The sequence below is a fragment of the Exiguobacterium sp. UBA3491 genome (genome assembly GCF_002377745.1).
In the GTDB taxonomy this organism is placed as follows: Bacteria; Bacillota; Bacilli; order Exiguobacteriales; family Exiguobacteriaceae; genus Exiguobacterium_A.
Map to the genome: position 1 here is coordinate 451 of NZ_DFQK01000028.1, position 21,179 is coordinate 21,629.

The window sequence follows — 21,179 nt, forward strand, 5'->3', positions numbered from 1 at the left end:
TCCAATCGATTCACGTATTTCCTGTATGCCGCAAGCGTTTCTCGTCCAAGAAGCCGTTCGTTTGCGAGATGCAGGAGCGACGGCAGAGACGATCGTTGATCGTCTGGAGACATTAAAAAAACAGATTCGAGCCTACTTCGTCGTCGACGATCTAGCCCATCTCCAGCGCGGTGGACGTCTGAGTGTCGCACAGGCATTCGTCGGCTCGTTTCTGAAGATAAAACCGGTCCTTCACTTCATCGACGGGAAAATCGTTCCGTTCGAAAAAATCCGGACGTTCAAGCGAGCGGTCAATCGGATCGAGGAAATGATGAAGGAAGACATCAAAGGAGACGGAGCAGGATATGTCATCGGTGTCATCCATGCTGAGGATTCTATGAAAGCAGAAGCAGAAATTGCCGAACTAACGGCACTTTTCCCGCAGGCGCGCATCGAGATGAGCTTCTTCGGACCCGTCATCGGGACCCACCTCGGACCTGGTGCAATTGGTATCACGTGGTATCATGCAGCGGAATGAACAATATATCCGAGAAAACAGATGAGCAACAGGAATTCTCTTACATTGAGAATACCTGTTGCTTTTGTTTTGTCAAAATCCTCGATTTTCATGAATGATTCTACTTACGACAACTTTTAGAGACATAACATACACTATTTTCTTAATTTGACTGAGGAAAAAAGCGATGGAGCAGGAACGAATGCGGACAAGGAGATACCAGGCATATGCGAGAAAGGAACGTCACAGAAAGGAGAGGTCATGATGATGGATCTTCGAGGACGGCTCGTACCTGCTGAATGGATAGATACACCAAACGAAACATATCGATACATGCCAGCCGTGACATGGCGTTGTCAACGGTGTGGCGCACTACCAGTACGAGGTGCCTGTACATGTGGAACAGCCTGTTATTATTGCCGAAAATGTCTCGCTTATGGCAAATTGCGAAGCTGCGGGAGGCTTGTGACGGATTTGGAGGCGCTTGATCCAGTGATCCCGTCGCAACACGGACCATTGTTGTTGACGCCGGCGCAACTGCGCATCGCACAAGCAATCCAGCAGACCGTCTTGCGTCCGAAACGACTTCTTGTCCATGCCGTGTGTGGTGCCGGAAAAACGCCGATGCTCTTTCCAGGAATCGCCGACGCCCTTACAAACGGACGACGTGTTCTTGTCGCAGCACCTCGGGCGGATGTCGTCCGGGAATTGACAGGGCATTTAAAGCGAGCATTCGCAAATACGTCCATTGTCTCTTTATACGGTGGTTCGTCGGAGCGTCTCGAGTTAGGTGACATCACGGTCAGTACGACACACCAATTGATTCATTACCGGCATTGTTTCGATGTCGTCTTCTTGGATGAGGTCGACGCCTTCCCTTACCGGATGGACCGGACGTTGCACCGGTACGTCAAACGAGCGATGACGAAAGACGCTGCCTTGATTTTATTAAGCGCCACCCCTTCGTTTTGGCATCGACGCTTTCCGATAGTCCGACTGATGCGACGCTATCACGGGCATCCGTTACCGGTACCAAAGCTCGTCGTACCTTATACCGAACAGATCGTATTCGATTGGTTGGCGCGTCATGCTGCTGTACCACGGCTCGTGTTCGTCTCGCGTATTGCGGAGCTTGAGCGATGGCAGAACCGATTCGCAGATGCAGGCTATACCGTCTCGACGGTCCATGCCGCGGATTCAGAACGAGTCGAGAAGGTCCGACGCTTTCGACAATCGACAGGAATCTTACTGACAACGACGATTCTAGAGCGGGGTGTGACGATCGAAAACGTCCAGGTTGCGATTCTTGATGCCGATCACGGATTCAGTACGGCAGCCTTGATTCAAATCAGCGGACGTGTCGGACGATCGTCGGCGTATCCGGATGGTGACATTTTATTTTGCGCGAATGACCGAAGTGATGCGATGTATGAAGCGATCCATCACATTAAAAAAGCGAATGCCGTGCAACCATGAATCGATGTTTATTCTGTCAAGAGGTCTATCTACCTAGTTGGGAACTCGGAAATCTCTGGACTAGGCAAGTGACCTGTCCGACCTGTAAAATAAAGTTTGTAAAAAGAGGGGAATGCGTCGATTGTGGAAAGCCGGGTTCGCCATGCTGTTCAGATTGTACGGCGTGGCGGCAACAAGGGCTGACGCTCCAGACGACACCTCTTTATCTGTACAATGAGGCAGCCAAGGAATTCATGCGTCGGTTCAAGTTTCTCGGAGATACTGCGTTGCTTGAGATGTTTACCGATGACTTGAAGAAGGTAAAAATCAAACAAGCTGTTCTTGTTCCGATACCGTTAAGCACCGAGCGTCTCGCAGATCGTCGTTTCAATCAAGCGGAACTGATCGCACGCCAGATGCGTGGGAAAATCGCGCCGTATTTGAGTCGTTTGGAGGGTCCTGCCCAAAGTAAGGCAGGACGACAGGCTCGGCTTGCGCGAAGTAATCCGTTTTGCGTGAAAAATGACGTCAAAGGGAAGAACATTGTGCTCGTCGATGACGTCTACACGACAGGTGTGACTCTTCGACAGGCAATGTTTCGACTGAAGGAGGCAGGCGCAAAAGAAATTTCTGCTGTAACTTTATTTCGAAGTGTTTAAGAAAGCGACAATCCTGCCGATACTCTGTATGAGGTGAAAGAAATGGATGTCATCAATTGTAAATCTTGCGGAAAGTTAGTCGTGCGTCAATCTTCAGAACTGTGTATTGATTGCATACGAAAGGATCATACGGATTTTGAGAAGGTGCGCGAATTTCTGCGAGAACGACGAAAAATCCGGACTTCACCTAAAGATGTCGAGATCGGAACGGGTGTCAGTCGAGATACCGTCTTCCGTTACATCAAGGAAGGGCGCTTATTGATCTCCGAGATTTCCCAAATGGAAATCATGTGTGAGAATTGCGGGAAGCCCTCCCGTGAAGGCACGATTTGTGCCGCATGTCGTGATCGTTTACGACGTGACCTCGCCCAGGCGATGCTTGACTCTTCTGACTCTTCGAAACCAAGGACGTATCGGACTTGAACTAAGAATCTTGTAGTCTAGAAAGCAGGTGTTCACATGCGAATTGATTCTACGAAATGGGTGAACATGCCCAAAACGTACGAAAGAACTCAATCAGTAGAAGGAACAAAAAACCAACGCACGAACCGTCCGGACGAAGTCAGTATCTCAACAGAAGCGCGCGCGCGTTTTAATGAGACACAGACGTCACGGACTGAAAAGATTGAATCCCTCAAGCAGGCGATCCAGGATGGAACCTATAAACCGGACGCGAAAAAAATCGCGGAACGTTTCTTGAACCTGTAAGCGGAACATCGTAGAAAATGGAGGCGACTCGGGGCACGGATGCGCGGGTCGTTTTTTATATGAATGGAACCTTTTAATTCGGAAGGAGAAACCGAATGCAACTCATCAATCAACTCAACGAGGCGCACGCTCAATTGCTCGCGCTCGCAGAAGAAAAGAAGCACGTCTTGATCGCGAACGACATGCGTCGCTTGTCTGAAATTGTCAAGGAAGAACCGGTACATATCAAGCGGATTGAAGCATTAGAGCAAGAACGACTTGCACTCATGGGTAGCGTGACGATGACCGAATGGATCGAGACGCACCCGGAAGATATCGACTCACTCCGGACATTATTGCAGACGATCGGTCAGTTGCGGCAGCTGAATGCACTGAACGCAGAGTTGCTCGAGCAATCGTTGCACTATTTGGATTGGCATCTTCAACTCTTGATTCCAGAAGCAGACGACTTCACATATGGGCAGTCCGCACTGAACCAGACACACTTTAACCGAAACGCGTAAGGAGGAATACGGATGGGATCGACTTTCATGGGGCTTGAGACAGGACGTCGGGCATTAACGACGAACCAGTGGGCCCTGCAATCGACTGGAAATAACATTGCGAACGCCGGTACGGAAGGATTCTCTCGTCAGCGTCTCGTCATGGGAACGACAGAACAGCTTTCGATATCGCTTGGATCTGGCCGAAATGGTCAAGTCGGAACGGGTGTCCGCGGAGAAATGATCGAGCGGATTCGTGACATCATGCTCGATAAGCAATACCGGGATGAAGTGACGAAGGTTTCCTATTACGGCACGAAGGAAGCGGCGTTCGGACGGATGGAAGATATCATCAATGAACCGTCGGATACGGGTCTTGCGAAAGCATTCGACGGGTTCTGGGAATCACTTCAGACTTTGTCGACGAACCCGCAGGACTCGGGTGCGCGCAGTGTCGTCCGGCAAAAAGCAGAGACGCTCGCACAGACCTTCAATTACATGTCGAAGGCAATCAATCAGGTCAAATCAGACTTAAAAAGTGAAATCGATGTCTCGACGAAAAAAGTCAATGATCTCTTGCAAAAAATCCATAACATTAATACGGAAATCCATGTCGTCGAACCGCTCGGTACCTTGCCGAACGCGCTCTATGATGAACGTGATCGCTACTTTGATGAACTTGCTCAATATGTCGATTTCGAAAAAGTGACGGTAGACGCTCAGGCGATTGAAACAGGGAAGATGGGGAATGCGTTACGCAACGCGGAAGGACGTATTGACGTCAACATCAAGTTTCCGAATGGGGACAAGCTGCTTGCGGTCGACTCCGACTTACCGAAAGCAGGGACACTAACCTTCACGACGAACGATCAAGGACTATACACAGGCTTCAAATCGGAGACACAAACCTACACGTTCGATCAGCTAGGCGGTTTCTCAACAGGTCGTTTGACAGGATTGATCGAGATGTACGGGCAAGAACGAAACGGTCAAGCTGTCGGTGAATACGTCAAGATGGAGAGTCAACTTGATGAGATGGCGAAGACCTTCGCCGACGCGTTCAACGTCGCGCACGCGACGAACTTGAAAAAAGACGGGACAGCGGGATCGAATGCGTTCTTTGCTTCGACAAGTGGCGACATCACGGCAGCAACGATTTCTGTCGGTACAGACATCAAAGCGAGTCTCGATAACATTGCAACGTCGACGGACGGGAACATCGGTGACAGCCAAGGGGCGCTGGCACTGGCGAAGATGAAGACGGCAAGCATTACGTTCACGAAGTCGAACACGACGACGACGATCGGCTCGTTCTATCAAAACGTCATCGGCAACATGGCGGTCTCGACCGACCAAGTCGCGCGCCTCGGAAAAAGTGCCGCTGTCTTGATGGAGAGTGCGGACCAGCGGCGTATGTCGATGTCTGCCGTCTCGATCGATGAAGAGATGACGATGATGATTCAGTATCAACACGCTTATAATGCGGCAGCACGAAATATTACGACCGTCGATGAGATGCTCGATAAAATCATTAACGGTATGGGACTCGTAGGACGGTGATGAATAGATGAGAGTAACACAAACGATGTTGACGAAAACGAATATCGGGCACTTATCCTCTAGCTACCAGCGCTTGAGCACGCTTCAAGAGCAATTGATCAGCGGGAAGAAAATTCAGCGTCCATCCGATGATCCGGTCGTCGCGATGCAGGGCGTGCGTTACCGGACGGAAGTACGAGAAGTCGAACAGTTCAAGAAAAATGCCAGTGAAGCAACGGGCTGGATGGACTTGACGGATTCGGCCCTTAACGAAGTCACGTCGGCGATGAGCCGGATTCGTGAGTTGACGACACAGGCGGCGACGGATACGTATGATGCGACACAGCGTAAAGCGATCCAGAGCGAGGTCGGTCAATTGATCGAACACATCGGGACGCTCGCGAATACGAAATACAATGAAAAAGGGATCTTCAACGGGACGAAGACGGATACGGAATTCGTCTCGATGGACGGATTGCGTGATTACTTAGCAAGTGCTTCAGGTCCTGTTGACGGTGTCTTCACGGATGGAGATCCGACAGGTAAGGAGACGGAGTCGATTCAATATGAAGTCTCTTCCGGTATCGAAGTCCAAGTCAACATCTCGCCGCTTAGCGTCTTTGGACCGGGAACGTTCCAAACGTTGAAAAAAGTCTACGATGCCCTAGGGACGAATGCTGACAATAATGGAGCTGCTTTATCCGGTATGTTGAAGGATATCGATGAGATGGTGAACGGCACGGTCGAGACGCGTGCGGATCTCGGGGCACGGGTTAACCGGATGGATTTGAACACGTCACGGCTCGAGGATCAGGAAATCATCGCAAAGACGGTCATGTCGGATAACGAAGACATCGAGGCGGAAAAAGTCATCATGGAACTGAAGTCGTACGAAACATTACACCGAGCGGCTCTCAGCGCCGGAGCACGAATCATTCAACCGACGTTACTCGATTTCCTACGATAAGGGGTGAAGGCAGATGAATCTTCCACATCTTGAAATGCGTCAGACGGCAGCACGAATCGGAATGAACATCACACGTCCGCAAATCGAGCAGAAGCAGACACCTGCCTCCCTTTCGATCGAACAGCCCCGCGGGGAGCTGTCGATTGAAACCGTCGCGGCACGTCTTGAGATCGATTCGACACAAGCCTGGATCGAGATGGGGCGTGTTCCTGCGCTTGAGTCCGTTCGGCAGTACGCTGCTTACGGTCGACAAAAGGGACAGGAAGCGGTCGCGCAGAGAGCATCGGAAGGGGATCAACTGATGCGGATCGAGCAGGGTGGTGGAACGGTCGCGCGGATTGCAAAAGCTAACGACGCACCGCCTGCCGAAGTGACGACACTCGGATTCATCCCGCGGAGTCTTGATCGGGTCAAGACGACCTTTACACCGGCGGAAGTCCGATTGAGCTACACCGCGAATCGTCCGAAGATCGATGTCGAAACGCATCAACCGGAGCTGACCGTAAAAGACGGACAGGTCGAGATTTTCTTACAAGAACAAAATCAATTGAATATGTGGCCGGTTGGTGGCATATTCGACGGGGAAGGATAACGACATGCAAATCGAAACCGATTTTTTTGGAACTATCACGATTGACGAGACGGAAATCATTACTTTCGCGTCCGAATTACCAGGTTTTCCGGACGCAAAGCGCTTCATCCTGCTCCCGTTCGGAGAGGGCGTACCGTTTTGGTCGTTTCAATCGATTGATCAGCCGGAGTGTGCGTTCGTCGTGACGAACCCGTTCTGGATTGATCCGGAATACGTCTTCGAGTTACCGGACGCAGCAAAAGAGCAGCTCGGGATTGAGGATACGGCGCAAGTCGCTGTCTATACGACAGTCACGTTGCGAGATCCGTTCACGACGTCGACGACGAACTTACGGGCACCCTTCGTCATGGAGACGAAACAACGACTCGCGAAACAAATCATCTTAGACGATACATATACGAATCGTCATCTGATCGGCAGCTTGACGGAAGTAGGTGGTCGCTGATGCTCGTACTCAAACGAAAGACGGGAGAAGCGATTCAAATCGGTGACGACATTGAACTGACGATTCTTGCGATTGAAGGCGATCAAATCAAGCTCGGTATCAAGGCACCGCGACAGGTCGATATCCACCGGAAGGAAGTCTACTTGTCGATCCAAGAAGAGAACACGGAAGCCTCCCGTAGCACAGGGTTGATCGGACAACTCTTGAAACAACAGGAAAAATGATTCCATTTGAATGTCATTGGAACGTATTTTTCTTGTGAACGATACGCTTCAAACGAGGATGAAAAGACTCCCTTTGCCTGAATCTAGCGCAAAGGGAGTCTTTCTTATCATGAAACGAATGCTGAAACGCGTTGAATCGTGTATAGTAATGGAGAGAAAAGAAACCTTTTGAGCCAAAGAGGGAGTTGTCAGGAATGAATGAGACGAAGCAGCTGAAAAAAGACGCGAACCGAGTATTGAAAGCGACGAGTCGCACCTTCTACATCCCGATTAGTCGACTATCGCAAGACTTACAGGAAGCGGTCGGTGCTGCTTATCTATGCATGCGCGCCATCGATGAGATTGAAGACCATGAGGACTTGGCGACGGACGTCAAGACGATGTTGCTCCGGGAGACGGCATTGTTGATGCGGGGCACATTTTCCGCTACCGCCTATCTTGAGTTGATTGCGCCGTATACGGAACACCTACCAGAAGTGACCCTTCGTCTACCGGAGTGGATCGCCTACTGTCCGGCTGCGATTCGTCCGAAAGTGCTCGATTCGACGGCTGAGATGGCAGAAGGCATGGCGGTCTGGGCTGAGCGTGACTGGACGGTCGAGACGGAAGCGGATCTTGATGAGTACACATACTATGTCGCGGGACTTGTCGGTGTCATGTTATCCGACATCTGGTACTGGAAGGCTGGTATCGTCACCGATAAACAGCAAGCGATCGGATTCGGTCGTGGTTTGCAAGCCGTCAACATCCTTCGTAACCAACAGGAAGATGCGGAGCGTGGTGTCGGTTACTTCCCACCTGGTTGGACGACGGATACGATGTTCGCCTATGCGCGTGAGAACCTTGCAGAAGCCGATGCGTACCTTGCGTCCATTCCGAAGGAGACGACGATTTATGAATTCTGTCACATTCCACTTGCACTCGCACATGGAACGCTGGATGCCCTTGCAAAAGGGAAAGAAAAACTGAGTCGTCCGGAAGTCTTGAAGATCGTCGGCGCCGCCGTACTAAAACGATAAGCACAAACGAACAGCCGCCCGTTTCCTTCAAGGAAGCGGGCGGCTTTTTTTAACGTAATAGATAAAAAGCGAGTCCAATCAAGGCAGAACCCGTCCAAATCAAAGCGATCGTCCGTCCAAAGGGCAAACGATAGCCAGCGTGACGGGAGACGAGTAGTCCGATCGTCATCACCGTCAACGCGACAAACCAGGTCAAGAACACAGATAGCTGTTGCATGTGTCTCCCCTTCCATCAATGCAAGTCAGACAGATAGGTCAACACTTTATCTTCATACGCCTTCCGGTCGTGCGCGTATGACTGGACGTGTCCGCCGTTTTCCGTTAAGTAGAGTTCCGAGCGCGGAGCAGCTTTTTGGATTTTCATGCTTTCCGTGACGGGAATCGCATCATCATCCTTCCCGTGAATCAACAGAATCGGGTACTCGATGCGCCGGACCGCTTCGACCGGTTTGACTCGTTCTGGATTAAGACCTGTCAACGGTGGCGTGATTTCAAGGATGATCGGTGTAAACGGGAAGTTCGGTAACCCGCTCCAGACGGGCAGGTTCGTTGCGAGATAATTTTCTAAGTCGCTGAACGGGCTGTCGGCGATGACACCGACGACATCCGCTTTCGGTGCCGTTACGAGTGATGTCGCTGCGCCCATTGAGATACCATAGAGGACGATCGGTTTTGAAGAACGTGACTTCGCGTAACGAACAGCTGTCAGTAGATCATCTTGTTCCTTGGCACCCACCGTAACGCGTTTCCCGTCCGATTCACCCGATCCTCGGAAATCGAACGTCAAGACGTTGTATCCGGCATCGTGAAACTTCTTAAATAGCGGGAAGACAGGAACATCATCTTGTTCCCGGTTCTTGCCATAGCCGTGAGCGAAAACGATTGTCAACTTCGCATCTTCGCTTGGCATCCACCAGCCAGACAAACGTGTCCGGTCTTTATAAGAACGGAAAGTAACATCTTCATAGTCAAGTCCTTCTGCTTTTTTGGGTGTCGTCGTCAAGGCTTCGCGTTCCGGTTGCGTCAACGATGATCCGACATAACCGGAAATCCCGATGACAACGATGACAGCGAGCGTCACGATGACGATTACGCCGCCGATGATTTTCTTACGATGTTTTTTCCACACCCGCGTTCCTTCCCTTCGTTCGGTTAATGGATATCTTTTTTCTTGAAACGACCGCCATGGACATCATGGATGTTGCCGATCGCGATAAAGGCTTGTTCATCGAAGTCACGAACGATGTCCTTCAGTTTAGATTCTTCGAGCCGGCTGATGACACAAAAAATGACTTTTTTGCCGTCACCGGTAAAGGCACCTTCCCCGTTTAAGTACGTCATGCTTCGACCAAGTCGGTCCATGATCGCAAGACCGATCTCTTCGTAATTCTCCGAAATGATCCAGACACTCTTCGATTGATCGAGTCCGTCGATGACGACATCGATCGTCTTGAAGGCGACGAAATAGGTGATCAACGAATACATCGCCCGGTCCCAACCGAAGACGAATCCTGCGGCGCCTAAGATGAAGACGTTGAAGAACATGACGATCTCACCGACTGAAAACGGTGTCGAGCGGCTGAAAGAGACAGCAAGAATCTCAGTTCCATCGAGTGATCCACTCGAACGGATGACGATCCCGACGCCGATTCCGAGAATTAAGCCACCGAAAACGGTCGCGAGCAGATCAACGCTCGTCAAGGGACCGATGTGCTCGAGGAGTTTCGTTGCGATGGCCATGACGAAGATCGCATATAACGTTGACAGGGCAAACGTCTTTCCGATTTGCTTATAGCCGAAAAAGATGAACGGGATGTTCAAGAAGAACAGCCACAAAGCGAGCGTCGTATCCGTCACCTTTGAGCCGATGATTGAGATTCCGACGATCCCGCCATCGATGATGTTATTGGGAACAAGGAATCCTTTGAGTCCGAGTGCGAAGATGATGGCACCGATCGTCAGCATCAATAATCGTCGAAAAAGCTGACCTTTCGTAGAGCGGCGATGATGTTTCGTAGGTAGTGGTGACTGCATGCCATTACTCCCTTCCATAGTAAAACGCTTTAGGATTACTATAACAAAAAAGCACGAAGACGTGTGTGAACGTCTTCGTGGAGAGGTCAAGGGCGATAACGTAACGACTGGAAGAACCGCATGATCTGTTCTGCTTCGATCGGATTCGTATATTCACCGATGTATTGATGATCTTGTTGTCCGGTGATCGTCACTGTGCAGGAGACGAGTTGAACGTCTTCACTCAAGCGAATCTCAAACGTTGCGTCCGACAACGGTAACAACGTCTTTGACGAAAAATAGAGTGCCCGCGTACTCGTTTGATGCGCTTCAATGTCTGAGAAGGGCAGTTCGAACGACTGGGCATGATGTGTCAGCATGCGAACTTTCCCAGAGACGGAAAAACGAGGAACGGTATCGCTCGACAAGGAACAGGCTTCGATTGGATACAAAATCTCCCGCAGGAGGAACGATACCATGACATCCGCTGGAACCGGGCGACTGAATAGATATCCTTGGATACTCGGACAATTGAGCGTCCGGAACGTATCGAGCTGACGGAGCGTCTCGATGCCTTCGGCGACGACGGTCAGATTGAACTCACCTGCCATGTAGAGAATGCTTTTGACGATCGCTTGGGCTTTGGCGTCATCCGTGATGTGGGTCGCGAACTGCCGATCAATCTTGATGACGTCGATCGGATAGCGCTGCAGGTAGACCATTGAGGAATAGCCCTTCCCGAAGTCGTCGAGTGCGATCCGAACACCGATCCGGCTGACGTATTCGAGTGTCCGACTCGTCATCGGATCATCCATGATTAAAGCCGCTTCCGTGATCTCAAGTTCGAGTAACTCAGGCGCGAGATCGTACGTCGACAGCATCCGCTCGATATGGTGTTCGAAGCCGAGGATCAAGAATCGTTTCGGTGAGACGTTGACGGAAATTGGAACAAGCTCTGCTCCGGTCGCCTTCCAGTCTTGCATCGAACGGCACGCCGTTTCGACGACCCAGTCTCCGATTGCGACATGTAAGGCACTCTCTTCGGCAAGCGGAATGAAGTCGTTCGGTGGAATCCGTCCCCATTCCGGGTGTTGCCAGCGAATCAGTGCTTCTAAACCGACAATCTTTCCTGTCCAGCTGTCGACTTTTGGCTGATATTCGAGGAACAGTTGATCACGTTCGATCGCGTAATGTAAGTCCTGCTCGAGCCGATAGCGCCGGTAATAATCGATATCGAGATTCGATGCGTAGTGGTGTATCGTACTGTGATTTTCACGACGCGATCGTCGTAAGGCGGTATAGGAATGCTTTAACAATTCGACGGCGTCCGTACTGTCTTCCGGATAGCGACTGACCCCAACGGAAATACGTGCGAACAAGGCGTATGGTTCGATTGAGATCGGTGTTTCCGATAGATCGAGTAGTGCCTCGGCGCATGCCGTCACGTCCTGTTTATCGCTTGTCGGTACGAGCAAGGCATACTCATCACCACCAAGATGTCCGAGAAACGTTCCATCTGACTTTGTTTGTTGTAATAAGGCAGCCGTTCCTTGTAGCCACTGATCACCGGAGCCGTGTCCGAAGGCACTATTGATCTCAGCAATCCGGTTGAAGGAGACGGTGAGGACGAAGAAGGGGTGGTCCTTCTGTTGCCACACATCGATCGTCTCAATCAGTGCTTGCCGGTTCGGCAGATGCGTCACAGCGTCACGTAAAGCGAGCTGTCTCAATCGTTCCTCGTACGCTTTTTGAAGCGTGATATCATGCATGATGCTGTTCGTATAGGCAATCGTACCGTCCAGTTGGAAGACAGGGATCTGTTGGTCCTCAATCCATTTGACGCGACCATCCGGAAAGTGAAGGCGGTACTGAATCGTATCAGCTTGACCGTCCACCAATCGTCCGATGAATTGTTTCATTGCAGCATGATCGCGGGCGTCTAATCGTTCGAACAACCACTCACGATTAAAGATTAAATCTTGCGGCAATTCTTCAAAGATATGCAGAAATCCTTGCGAATGAAACAGGATCCGACCCGAGAATAAGTCGATTTGTGAAATCGCGGCGTTGACGGATTCATAGATTTCACGTGCCTGCGCCCGTTCCGTAACGAGTTGCCGGCGTGCCTCGTCGACTTCCGATAAGTCATAGAGGACGACCGATAGATGATCCGGATGATGGGGACGATGGAAGGCTTTCAAGCGCAACAGCTGATAGGTATCGTCAGCGGTTAGCAGGGAGACTTCCATTTCAAATCGTCCTTTTTCACCAGCGATCAGCCGTTCCATCTCGAACCGGAGCGGATCGAAGTCGCGCGGATGAATTCGGCTGAACAACTGTGCTTGATCGAGTGTCGTCGCATCCACCTCTGAAAGTCCCAAAAAATTCAGTAGAGCAGGGGAGAACTCAATTGTTTGTTTTTGAACATCAAAGTGGAAGACAACGAGTTCTGGAATCTGTTCCGTCAGTTCAAGTTGAGAGCGAATGGACGAGACATCTTCTTCGAGTTGTTTCTCACGTGTGATATCACGTGCAATCCCGTAAACGCCGATGACTTGTTCGTCTTGTTCGATCGGCATGTTCGTAATTTTTAACGTAACCCGGTGTTGATCGGCATGGAGTCCTTGTGCCGTATAATGAACGGTCTCACCATGTAACGCACGATTGAAAAAGGCAGTTACCGCTTCGACTTGATCAGGTGGATTGAAGACGGCAAAGTGCTCATAGAGCGTCTCAGCGGAATAGCCGAGCATGTCCCGTAACTGTTCGTTGAAATAGATGATTGTTCCAGAGGCGTCAAATAAAAAAATTGCATCTGTCTGTTGTTGAAAGAAGGCTTCCGCCGTTTCCGGACGGGATACTTCAAGTCCACCGATATAGAGTGGGGCTGTGTCGGATTGACGAATCCGATTCATCGCTTCATGAAAAGCCATTCACGTCACCTCCTTACGATACTAACGTTCTCTCTACTAGTATCGGGTGTAGGAAATGGAAATTGCAACATTCGTTCAAGGAATAGACTTATTTTTCAAAAAAGTGAACCAGTATATGAAATTCATGATTAAAAGACAATTGTCCTAACGTGAACGCAAAAAAGCCGAAGCTCTGGTGAAGGAGCTTCGGTCTAAATCTTAAATCGCTAAATCGACGGATGTAGCACTCGCATTCGGATCCGCATCCGGTCCTTGATCCGGTGCGCTCGGCATGTCACCATCCGGACCAGGTCCGTGTCCTCGACCATGACCATCGCGCTCTGGTCCTTTCTTCAAATCAGCGTAGCTTGAAACCGCATCTGCGCGTGACTGGATGTGTTCCTTGATCTGCTTCGCTTGTTTTTCTGTTAGCTTGCCATCTTTGACTTGTTGATCAATCGTAGCGTTTTGCGCTGTTAGGACGGCTTTCTCGAAATCTGCGTAAGCAATCTTGTTCGCTTCCGCAAATTCAGGCAATGATTGATCCGCTGCTTTGAATTTCGCCTCATCGAGTCCAAGTGCTTTTAGAATCGCTGATGTCGCGTCGCCGAAGACCCCACCCGGTCCATGGTCACCGCGCTTATCGTGTTCACCGCGATCCGGAAGATCATCATAGCTCTTCGCGTCCTTGTATTCCTCTGTCAGACGAGACTTGATTTCTGTTGCTTGTTTTTTCGTCATCTTCCCGTCTTTGACGAGCTGATTGAGTTCACTCGTCTGAGCTGCAAGCAACGCTTTTTTGTAGTCAGCGAACTTAATCGATTGTGCCTTCGCATAAGCAGCAAGCGATTGATTTGCTGCATCGAATTTCGACTGGCTCAGTCCAAGTGCCTTCAAGACGTCTGCGATCAACGATTCGTTGAAGAAACCAGGTCCACCGTGACGACCGATCGGCATCTTCTCTTTTAACTCATCATAACTTTTGACGCCACTGAAGCGTTCCGTCTGGCGCTTCAACATGTCGTCTGCTTGCGTTTGTGTTAAGTCACCGGATTTAACGAGACTTGCCAGTTGTTCCTTCGCTGCTGCGAGTTCTGCCTTTTTATAATCAGCGAACGAGATGCCTTTTGCTTTTGCGAGATCGGCGATTGATTGCCCTTTTTCCCGGGCAGCATCTGCCTCAGCTTGTGTCAGGTTCAATTTTTTCAAGAGTAACGTCATGTCGTGTTTTTTCATACCTTCGAAGTGGTGCCCGTGTTTCGCTTGTTTTGTCGTGCTCGAGTCGTCGTTCGTCGCAGCGTATGCTGATGCGCCTCCGACTGTTAATGCGCTAATTGTCAATGCAGTGATCCATTGTTTTTTGAATGTCATGGGATGATCACTCCTTTCACCTTTTATGGTAGAGGGTCACGAAAGAGAAGTTGTGAGGAAGTTGCAAAGAAACTGCGAAGAAAGGCAAATGCGGGCAAAAAGGCGCTACACTAAGAGTGGAGGGATGACCATGAACGTACTATTGATTGAAGATGAACAAAAATTAGCGCAAGTGACGGCACGCTTCCTCCGTCATCATGCGTATGACGTAACGATTGCCGGTTCATTAGCGGAGGCGAAGCAGTGTTTGACGACAGCGTTTGATGCCGTTTTGATCGACGTCCGCTTACCAGACGGTGACGGTTGGTCGCTCGTACCAGGCATCAAATCACAAGTCCAGCCGCCGGTCGTCTTTATGATGACGTCGCGTGGCGAGGCCGATGATCGCGTCTTCGGACTTGAACTCGGTGCCGATGATTATCTCGTCAAACCAGTCGTCTTGAAGGAGTTGACGATCCGGCTTGAACGGGCACTTAAAGTCCGTCCGGTCGCTCGCCATGCGTTCGGTGACTTGACGATCGATGAGAAGGGACGCCAAGTCAAAGCGGGGGAGCAGGCGGTCAGTCTCGCAAAGATGGAGTTCGAACTGTTACTTTATTTCATCGAACATCTTGGTGAGGCACTCAGTCGGGATCAGATTCTTGATGACGTCTGGGGGTATGCGTTCGGAGGCGATACCCGGACCGTTGATACACACGTTAAACAATTACGGGATAAGTTACCCGTCGTTAAACAACAATTGAAGACGGTCCACCGGGTCGGCTATCGATTGGAGGCGATTGAATGAAACGACGTCCTTTGATGCGTAAGTTCTTATACGCTGTCGTCGGTCCCTTGCTCGTGATGGGCGTCCTCAGTTTCGTCTTGACGGCGTTTCTCGTCAATCGGTTCGCAGAAGGTGAACGGTACGATCAACTCGCCCGGGAAGCGAACATCATCAAACAAGCGCTTGAAGCTGACACGCCAATTCCGCGTGATATTCAAGGGTTTTTGACGACCGACGGGTTGACGCAACGGATTGGCGCGCGCGGACCGGCGGGGCGATTACCACTTCTTGATAATCTCAAGAAGGAAGATGTCATCGAAGTGCAAGGCGAACGATTATTGACGTACCAGTTGACCGTTGACGGAACGCGCATCACGACGGTCCGACAAGCACCACTGGCGAGTAGTGCGCTGAGCGGTGTTTATCTCGCGATCGGACTCGCGTTACTCGTGACACTGTTGCTCGCATCGTTACTCGCTTACTATATGGGACGGCACCTGACACGACCGATCGTCACGCTCCGTTCCGTTGCCCAAAAGATTGGTGCTGGGGAGACGGACGTCGTCTTGCCAGCACGACCGAAGGATGAAGTCGGCGAGTTGATTGACGCGGTCGACGAGATGCAGACGCAACTCAAACAAAAGGATCATCTACAGAAGACGTTCATTGCCGGCATCACCCATGACTTGCGGACACCGCTTGCAATCATTCGAAACGAGACCGAGGCACTCGCGGCAGGTGTCATTCCCGTTGCTGAACTGCCCGACGTGACGACGAGCATCATCGAGGAGACGGATCGACTCGGTCATCTGATTGATGAGACGTTGCTTTATTCGAAGCTTGCCGGTGGACGAATGCCGCTTGAAAAAACGGATGTGGCACTCGATGAACTTGTGCTTGCGACAGTCGAACGACTCCGCGGGACGTTCACACAGGCAGGACTGACACTGGCGACGGAGCTGCAACCGGTTAGGCAGTCCCTTGATCCACGCATGTTCGAACGTGTTTTAATCAACTTCTTGATGAACGCTCGCTTTGCTTCACCCGTCGGTGGGACGGTCACCGTTCGCTTAACGCATGACGAATTGACGGTCGAGGATGAAGGAGCGGGAGTTCGAGCAGAAGACCGGGCGACGATCTGGGATGTCTACGTCAAACAAGAAGGCAGTGCCGGGCATGGACTCGGTCTTGCGATCAGTCGGATGATCCTTGATAGTCATCAATTCGACTATGGTGTTCGCGACCGAAGTGGTGGCGGAGCGGTTTTTTATATAAAGCTATTTATATTTGAAAAAGCAGGGCACCTTTAATAAAAATGGTGTCCTGCTTTTTCAAATAACTACTTATTAATGTTCTTTTCGAACACCTTTAAACGGTGATGAACTACTTGTTTTTTGATCTAAAAAACGACCAGTTTTTGTGTCTCTTTTTACATAATTGCCGTTAGGAGCTTTGAATTGACTTCGTCCTTTGACAGCGCCTACTCGACCTTTTCCTGGAGCACCATTTTTCGCCATAGTTTCACCTTCTTAATAATTAGGATGTCTAAATCTTACTTTTTAAAAGCTGTTTCGTCAACAAAAATAATTATTTTTTGTCCCAAAATAATTATTTTTGTCCCAAAGAGTGTTATAATATATTTGAGAGGAAGTGATTAAAATGAAGAAGAAAAACATACTAAATTTAATTAAATATCATACTGAAAAAAACGATCTTCAATTTAGAAAAGAGGCAACAGAAATTGCACGTTATTTTGATCAAATTGGAGATCATCAACTCGCTGAATATATCATGGGTCAACTATCTACGGCTAACACGTTTGTTCCTCAAATGAATTCTTTTGAAAGTCATTTTTTAAAGGAACTTGATTTAGATAATGAACCTTTACCGCTTCCAAAATTAATTGCAGAAGATGTAAAAGGAATCATTAATGCAGTTCATCATAGAGTTGGTATTAATAAATTTTTATTTAAAGGAACTCCTGGAACTGGAAAAACTGAGACGGCAAAGCAATTAGCACGCTTACTTGAACGAACATTATACATCGTCGAGTTTAGCGAATTGATTGATAGCAAAATGGGACAGACTTCTAAAAATGTTGTAACTGTATTCAACGAAATCAATCGCATGGCTTATCCGTCAAAAGTAGTTATTCTGTTTGACGAAATAGATGCTATAGCTTTGGATAGAATTAATTCGAATGATGTTCGAGAAATGGGAAGAGTTACTTCAACAATTTTGAAAGAAATTGAGAAACTGAATGAGGAAGTTGTATTAATTGCTACTACAAATCTGTTTGAAAATTTCGATAAAGCACTAATTCGAAGATTTGATTCTGTAATTGATTTTGATCGTTATAGTAAAGAAGATTTGATAGAAATTGCTGAAGTTTTATTGAACTCACTGCTTAAAAAATTTAAAGGAGCAAGCAGAGAGATGCGCTTGTTTAGAAAGATTTTATCAAGTGTTGAAAAAATACCAAATCCTGGTGAGTTGAAAAATATAATAAAAATTGCATTAGCCTTCAGTGATCCAACTAATGAGTACGATTATCTAAAAAGGATTCTTAGTTCGATTACTAACCGTGAAACACCATGGAGTATACAAGAACTTCATGCGAAAGGTTTTACTTTAAGGGAAATTGAAATTTTGACAGGAGTTTCAAAGAGCCAAGTTTCACGAGAGTTGAAAGAAGGGTGATGTAAATGAACCAAATATTAGAATTGAAAGGTCGGTTTGAACAGAAAGCTAATAGCAGCAGGCCGGGTGCACCAAAACTTCCTAAAGGTGCATCTGTGAATGCGACACATCTAGAAAGCTTAAAACAAGACTTACTTCGCTTAATTAGTTTCTGGGCTACTGAGGAAATATTTGAAGGAGCATTAGTTAGTGTCTATTACAATAAAATTGTTGCTAAAAGCAATCGTTTAAACAGCGTTTTCGCCAATGGGAACATGTCTACCAACGATACGATTGTCGGTGCTAAATTTTCAGATGGACAAATTAAAAAGCATATTATTACGCACTATATTTCGATTTCTTCTTTAGAACGTGCAGTTGAAGTTTTTCAAAAGGCAAAAATGATTTTACTAAACGAGTTTGATGGGAGTATTTCCACAGAAACATTAAACAAATTAGAAAACGTTAATTTTTCTAGTTATGGAATATCAAAGAGCAAATTTCAACGTGTAGTAGTAGATATTTTTTATGTAGAGAAATTTGATGTGGAAACAAGTGAGGTTGATTCAGCGAAAACATCAATTGTTACAATATACGATACCCAGAACAACACAAAACACTTACTTGAAAAAATTGGTGTCAAGGTTTTGGATATGCGAATTATTAACGAAACTACTGTGTTGCTGGATGAAATAGATTTAGCTTTATTACTTCAAAAAGCTCCCTATTTAGTTGCGATGGTAACAGAAAATATATCTGATTTAGCACCTATTGATTTCCGAGAATATATAGAATCTGATGCTGCATCAATTCCTTTACCAGCAGAAGAACCGACGATCGGAGTTATTGATACATTATTCGATGATCGAGTTTATTTTAGTGAATGGGTCGAGTTTCATAATATGATTGATAGTCACATTCCAATTGAGCCCAGTGATTATAAGCATGGAACTGCTGTTAGTTCAATCATAGTTGATGGACCGACACTCAATCCAAATTTAGACGATGGCTGTGGCAGATTTAGAGTAAGGCACTTTGGTGTTGCTACAGGAAAAGCTTTTAACTCATTCACTATCATTCGGCAAATAAAAGAAATAATTACAAGTAATCCTGATATAAAGGTATGGAATTTGTCTTTAGGCTCTAATGATGAAGTGAATGAGAACTTCATTTCAGCAGAAGGCGCAGTATTAGATCAAATTCAATTTGAGAGTGATGTCATATTTGTAATTGCTGGTACGAATAAACGCGTAGTAGACACTAACATCAGCAAACGAATTGGTGCTCCAGCAGATTCTATCAATTCAATGGTTGTGAATTCGGTAGATAGAGAACAGATGCCAACATCATATTCGAGACATGGTATTGTGATGTCCTTTTTCACAAAACCAGACGTTAGTTACTACGGAGGATCGAAAGGGGACTATATATCAGTATGCGAGCCATTAGGAAAAGCTCTAGTCAGCGGCACATCATTTGCGACACCATGGATCGCACGTAAACTTTCATACCTTATTGATATAGTCGGACTTAATCGAGAGGTAGCTAAAGCACTTATAATTGATGCTTCGATTGGATGGGGAAGAACGCCAGAGACTTCACAATTGGCATTAAAAGGTCACGGTGTTGTTCCGATTAGAATAGAAGATATCGTAAATACAACTGAAGATGAAATTAAGTTCATTGTATCAGGGGTTTCTGAAAAATATGAAACGTTCAATTATAACTTCCCTGTACCAATTCATAACGAAAAACATCCATATATCGCAAAAGCTACAATGTGCTATTTTCCAAAATGCTCTCGAAATCAGGGTGTTGACTATACAAATACTGAATTAGATATATATTTCGGAAGAATAAATGATAAAGGTAAGTTGATGCCGCTCAATGGTAATAAGCAAAGTTTAGGTGAAGATGGTCACTATTTACATGAAGAATCAGCACGTAAACTTTTTCGGAAGTGGGATAATATAAAACACATCAAAGAAGAAGTGAAAAGTCGAAACAAGCCTAAAAAAGTATATAGTAATTCTATGTGGGGAATGAGCATAAAGACTAAAGAAAGATTGAATGCAAGAGATGGGGATGGAATAAGATTCGGAGTCGTTGTGACGTTGAAAGAAATTAACGGCGTTAATCGAATTGATGATTTTATTCAGCAGTGTTCTTTAAAAGGATGGCTTGTAAATCGTATCAATGTGGAGGAAAGAATTGATATCTATGAAACTGCAAATGAGACGATTGAATTAGAATAGACTTTCTTCACTCAAAAAGACGTATGATTTTCTTCTTCCGTTCTGAGGAACTGTAAGAAAATCATACGTCTTTGATTGATCACTTAATTATTCACTGTCGTTCGCATGAACGAGACTTGGTTTGACGAGTGTATAGAACTCATCGCTCATCCCGACACGGCTACCCATTTGGCACGCGAGTTCGAGTGTTTCCTTATAGAAGTTCGCGACGAGATCGTGATTCTTGATGTGCTCATCTTGCATCGCCTTTTTGACCCCGAGGACAACTTTTTCGATTTGCTCATCAGCATCATTACGGACCGGCACTACGTTTTCTGGAAGATCGACTTCCTTATCGTGTCCATTGAAGCGGAACGATGCCCCGAATCCGAGGTGCTCGAGGAAGAAGTGTGGTAACAGTTTACTAGCGAAGAACTGATGCCATTCCGTCTCTTTCATTGCTTCCATGTCACGCTTGAACGACGTCGTTGCGAGTGCATAACGATCGTGTGTATCCTTCATGAACTTCTCGAGGATCGGAACCTGCATTGCAAACGCATTCTTGAGCAAGTTATCGAGCTGTTCTTGCGTTAATTGTTCTTGTTCAGTCATCGCTTT

Annotated in this window: 23 protein-coding genes; 16 read left to right on the forward strand and 7 right to left on the reverse strand. The window is 47.6% G+C overall.

Annotated features, from left to right (window positions below):
• The 12 genes from B4F99_RS09745 to B4F99_RS09800 all read left to right on the forward strand — a co-directional run.
• On the forward strand, window positions 1-517 hold a 517-nt coding region (locus B4F99_RS09745; protein WP_290757365.1), incomplete at its 5' end, for a DegV family protein.
• A gap of 243 nt (window positions 518-760) precedes the next feature.
• Window positions 761-1,972: a helicase-related protein gene (locus B4F99_RS09750; RefSeq protein WP_290757368.1), complete on the forward strand. Its 1,212-nt coding sequence runs from the start codon at window positions 761-763 to the stop codon at window positions 1,970-1,972.
• A 233-nt stretch (window positions 1,973-2,205) separates the two neighbouring features.
• The gene (locus tag B4F99_RS09755; RefSeq protein WP_290757371.1) at window positions 2,206-2,610 is read left to right on the forward strand and encodes a ComF family protein; all 405 of its coding nucleotides are present in this window, start codon (window positions 2,206-2,208) and stop codon (window positions 2,608-2,610) included.
• Window positions 2,611-2,754: 144 nt separating this feature from the next.
• Window positions 2,755-3,033, forward strand: coding sequence for a hypothetical protein (locus tag B4F99_RS09760; protein ID WP_155960182.1), 279 nt, complete (start codon window positions 2,755-2,757; stop codon window positions 3,031-3,033).
• Between the two features lie 36 nt (window positions 3,034-3,069).
• Window positions 3,070-3,318, forward strand: coding sequence for a flagellar biosynthesis anti-sigma factor FlgM (flgM, locus tag B4F99_RS09765; protein ID WP_035410118.1), 249 nt, complete (start codon window positions 3,070-3,072; stop codon window positions 3,316-3,318).
• Between the two features lie 95 nt (window positions 3,319-3,413).
• Window positions 3,414-3,821, forward strand: a complete 408-nt coding sequence (locus B4F99_RS09770; RefSeq protein ID WP_056063071.1) for a flagellar protein FlgN — start codon at window positions 3,414-3,416, stop codon at window positions 3,819-3,821.
• A gap of 12 nt (window positions 3,822-3,833) precedes the next feature.
• A complete protein-coding gene (flgK, locus tag B4F99_RS09775) occupies window positions 3,834-5,360 on the forward strand; it encodes a flagellar hook-associated protein FlgK (protein WP_290757374.1) in 1,527 nt (508 codons plus the stop codon).
• A gap of 7 nt (window positions 5,361-5,367) precedes the next feature.
• Window positions 5,368-6,306: a flagellar hook-associated protein FlgL gene (gene flgL / locus B4F99_RS09780; RefSeq protein WP_214852452.1), complete on the forward strand. Its 939-nt coding sequence runs from the start codon at window positions 5,368-5,370 to the stop codon at window positions 6,304-6,306.
• A 13-nt stretch (window positions 6,307-6,319) separates the two neighbouring features.
• Window positions 6,320-6,898 carry a DUF6470 family protein gene (locus tag B4F99_RS09785; protein WP_290757379.1) on the forward strand — a complete coding sequence of 193 codons (579 nt, stop codon included), beginning with the start codon at window positions 6,320-6,322 and terminating at the stop codon, window positions 6,896-6,898.
• Between the two features lie 4 nt (window positions 6,899-6,902).
• Window positions 6,903-7,343 (forward strand): flagellar assembly protein FliW, encoded by a 441-nt coding sequence (gene fliW / locus B4F99_RS09790; protein WP_056063060.1) that lies wholly within the window; start codon window positions 6,903-6,905, stop codon window positions 7,341-7,343.
• On the forward strand, window positions 7,343-7,567 hold the full coding sequence (csrA, locus tag B4F99_RS09795; protein WP_035410102.1) for a carbon storage regulator CsrA: 225 nt from the start codon (window positions 7,343-7,345) through the stop codon (window positions 7,565-7,567). The genes fliW and csrA overlap by 1 nt, the downstream gene beginning before the upstream one ends.
• 194 nt (window positions 7,568-7,761) lie before the next feature.
• Entirely contained in the window at window positions 7,762-8,586 is an 825-nt protein-coding gene (locus B4F99_RS09800) for a phytoene/squalene synthase family protein (RefSeq protein ID WP_290757383.1), read from the forward strand.
• 49 nt (window positions 8,587-8,635) lie between these two features.
• Here B4F99_RS09800 and B4F99_RS09805 read toward each other — a convergent pair whose 3' ends face one another.
• From B4F99_RS09805 to B4F99_RS09825, 5 genes are all read right to left on the reverse strand, one after another.
• Window positions 8,636-8,803: a hypothetical protein gene (locus tag B4F99_RS09805; RefSeq protein ID WP_290757386.1), complete on the reverse strand. Its 168-nt coding sequence runs from the start codon at window positions 8,801-8,803 to the stop codon at window positions 8,636-8,638.
• Between the two features lie 15 nt (window positions 8,804-8,818).
• Complete coding sequence (locus B4F99_RS09810; protein ID WP_290757388.1) at window positions 8,819-9,715, reverse strand: alpha/beta hydrolase; 897 nt, start codon at window positions 9,713-9,715, stop codon at window positions 8,819-8,821.
• A gap of 23 nt (window positions 9,716-9,738) precedes the next feature.
• Complete coding sequence (locus B4F99_RS09815) at window positions 9,739-10,620, reverse strand: YitT family protein (protein ID WP_035410093.1); 882 nt, start codon at window positions 10,618-10,620, stop codon at window positions 9,739-9,741.
• A gap of 86 nt (window positions 10,621-10,706) precedes the next feature.
• On the reverse strand, window positions 10,707-13,532 hold the full coding sequence (locus tag B4F99_RS09820) for a sensor domain-containing protein (RefSeq protein WP_290757390.1): 2,826 nt from the start codon (window positions 13,530-13,532) through the stop codon (window positions 10,707-10,709).
• A gap of 198 nt (window positions 13,533-13,730) precedes the next feature.
• Complete coding sequence (locus tag B4F99_RS09825; protein WP_290757392.1) at window positions 13,731-14,882, reverse strand: hypothetical protein; 1,152 nt, start codon at window positions 14,880-14,882, stop codon at window positions 13,731-13,733.
• A 130-nt stretch (window positions 14,883-15,012) separates the two neighbouring features.
• Between B4F99_RS09825 and B4F99_RS09830 the strand changes: the two genes are divergently transcribed.
• Together B4F99_RS09830 and B4F99_RS09835 are read left to right on the forward strand one after the other, a co-directional pair.
• Window positions 15,013-15,669: a response regulator transcription factor gene (locus B4F99_RS09830; RefSeq protein ID WP_290757394.1), complete on the forward strand. Its 657-nt coding sequence runs from the start codon at window positions 15,013-15,015 to the stop codon at window positions 15,667-15,669.
• Window positions 15,666-16,958, forward strand: coding sequence for a HAMP domain-containing sensor histidine kinase (locus tag B4F99_RS09835; protein ID WP_290757396.1), 1,293 nt, complete (start codon window positions 15,666-15,668; stop codon window positions 16,956-16,958). The genes B4F99_RS09830 and B4F99_RS09835 overlap by 4 nt, the downstream gene beginning before the upstream one ends.
• A gap of 36 nt (window positions 16,959-16,994) precedes the next feature.
• On the opposite strand, the gene B4F99_RS09840 is transcribed toward B4F99_RS09835, so the two are convergent.
• Window positions 16,995-17,165, reverse strand: coding sequence for a hypothetical protein (locus B4F99_RS09840; RefSeq protein WP_238237768.1), 171 nt, complete (start codon window positions 17,163-17,165; stop codon window positions 16,995-16,997).
• 142 nt (window positions 17,166-17,307) lie between these two features.
• Here B4F99_RS09840 and B4F99_RS09845 point away from each other — a divergent pair, with 142 nt between their 5' ends.
• Window positions 17,308-18,348, forward strand: a complete 1,041-nt coding sequence (locus B4F99_RS09845) for an AAA family ATPase (protein ID WP_290757400.1) — start codon at window positions 17,308-17,310, stop codon at window positions 18,346-18,348.
• A 5-nt stretch (window positions 18,349-18,353) separates the two neighbouring features.
• Window positions 18,354-20,582 (forward strand): S8 family peptidase, encoded by a 2,229-nt coding sequence (locus B4F99_RS09850; protein ID WP_290757404.1) that lies wholly within the window; start codon window positions 18,354-18,356, stop codon window positions 20,580-20,582.
• 87 nt (window positions 20,583-20,669) lie between these two features.
• On the opposite strand, the gene B4F99_RS09855 is transcribed toward B4F99_RS09850, so the two are convergent.
• The gene (locus B4F99_RS09855) at window positions 20,670-21,173 is read right to left on the reverse strand and encodes a hypothetical protein (protein ID WP_290757407.1); all 504 of its coding nucleotides are present in this window, start codon (window positions 21,171-21,173) and stop codon (window positions 20,670-20,672) included.
• Between the last annotated feature and the right edge of the window lie 6 nt (window positions 21,174-21,179).